Source organism: Bradyrhizobium canariense, assembly GCF_019402665.1.
Classification (GTDB): domain Bacteria; phylum Pseudomonadota; class Alphaproteobacteria; order Rhizobiales; family Xanthobacteraceae; genus Bradyrhizobium; species Bradyrhizobium canariense.
On sequence record NZ_VSST01000120.1, the window covers coordinates 1 to 2,012 of the forward strand.

Annotated in this window: 1 protein-coding gene and 1 pseudogene; both read left to right on the forward strand. The window is 61.2% G+C overall.

Annotated features, from left to right (window positions below; genetic code table 11):
* Positions 1–561 (forward strand): annotated as a pseudogene (locus FXB41_RS39920) (aspartate-semialdehyde dehydrogenase); the annotation flags it as partial.
* A gap of 1,197 nt (positions 562–1,758) precedes the next feature.
* Positions 1,759–2,012, forward strand: a 254-nt coding sequence (locus FXB41_RS39925) for a M16 family metallopeptidase (RefSeq protein WP_376707544.1), incomplete at its 3' end; no start/stop codon positions are given.

Genomic DNA, 2,012 nt, shown 5'->3' on the forward strand with positions numbered 1-2,012 from the left:
CGCGTGATCATCTCGACCTATCAGGCCGCGAGCGGCGCCGGCGCCGCCGCCATGGACGAGCTGGTCGAGTCCACCCGCGCCAACCTCAACGGGCAGGTCTATACGCCGAAAGTGATGCCGCACCCCTATGCCTTCAACCTCTTCAACCACAACACCGCGGTCGATCCCGAGACCGGCTACAATGATGAGGAGACCAAGGTCATCAACGAGACCCGCAAGATCTTCGAGGACGACAAGATCGCGATCGGTGTCACCTGCGTCCGCGTGCCGGTGCTGCGGGCTCATTGCGAGGCCATCACCTTCGAATGCGAAAAGCCAATCACCGAGGACCAGGTCCGCGCCATCATGGCGCAGGCACCCGGCGTGAAGATCGTCGACGACCGTGCCAAGAACAACTTCCCGATGCCGATCGACGCCTCGGGTCAGGACGACGTCCTGGTCGGCCGCATCCGCAAGGACCTCAGCGATCCCTCCGGCCATTCGATCTCGATGTTCGTGGCGGCGGATCAGCTGCTCAAGGGCGCGGCGCTGAACGCAGTGCAGATCGCGGAGCTGTTGCCAGGCAACAACGCGGTGGGCTCTTGGCGTGTCGTCGATGTTGCGGAAGAAAAGTCGCGTACTTGCGCGGCGGCTTCGCCCTGCAGGGAATCTTCGCTTTCCTCAACTGACAGCAGTTCGTCGAGTGTGCTGTTCGTTACCTCGATCGACGAACTGCTTAATGGCGATGCCGCCAATGCCGTCCTCGCCGCCGCCGGTTACAACTTCCGGCGGGCTCCAGCTTTTGTTGCGCCAATCCTCGCCCAGCTCATCATCCGACTTCAGCTCGTCTCAAGCTGAAATCCGTATTCTTCATGGACGACTACCTATCTTGAAGACGGCGACTGGGCCGTGCCTACCCGCACGATCGCCATCATCTATCTTCAAAGGCGCCGTTGCCCACCGCGAGGGCTATGCCGCCGCTGGGATCGCGGGCACTGCGTCCATATCGTCTATCATGCGGATCGCCTGTGGACAGGGCCGCACCCCCGTCTAAAGCATGCCCGGATGGCGCGGCTTGGACCCGAAGAGAATTCATCGAAACCTCCGGATTAGTGAGCTGGTGCGCACGCTCCAATTCACTGGTGATGTCGCCGCCGAGCTGCTCGATGATCCCGCTCAGCTAGGTCGTCAGTTCCTCGACCTGTTGGGGCTCGTGTCCTGACGCGCGACAAAGCCATGCAGGTTAACAGGCATGGTAATCCTTTCTTAATAGCGTTGGTGCGCTCCCTACGAGCCGTTCAAGCCCTACGGAGATCAAGTCGTGTAGGGATGCTCAGAAAAGTGGGGCAGCGGCGAGGCGGCGAGTTGTCGTGCGAGGTCGTGTGCAATGTCGTGTTCGCAACATATCGGCGGATACCAAACAAATGCGGGTTGGCTTTCGGAGAGGAGACACGCGTTGCGCTTCGCTTGCGTGCAGTTGGCCGCGTAGCGGCCCGTGCGCAGAAGTGTCAGGCGATTGGCCCGACATTTGCTCCGCTGCTTGCCAACGGCGTGCGGCTCACCTGCTTTGTCGCGATGTCCGCTGCAGAACGTGGATCTCTACCGACCAAAGGCCATGACATGAAGAATTCCAGGTCCCTGACAATCAAGGTGCTAGGCACGGCCACTTTTGCCCTGGCTTTGATCACGCGTACAGCGCTGGCGGTCGAGTCCAAAACGGAAAATGGCCGGGATCCTAGCTCCCGGGGCGCTCCTGTGAACAGGAGCGTTCTTGCCTAGATCACACCCACCCGCGAACGACCGGCGAGCTTCATACTTCAGAACGGCCTGCAAGTCGTGGTGATCCCGGACCACCGCACGCCCGTGGTCACGGAGATGATCTGGTACAAGGTCGGCTCGGCGGACGAGACGCCGGGCAAGTCCGGGCTCGCGCACTTCCTCGAGCACCTGATGTTCAAGGGCACATCGAAGCATCCGGTCGGCGAATTCTCCCAGACCGTGCTCCGCGTCGGCGGCAACGAGAACGCCTCGAC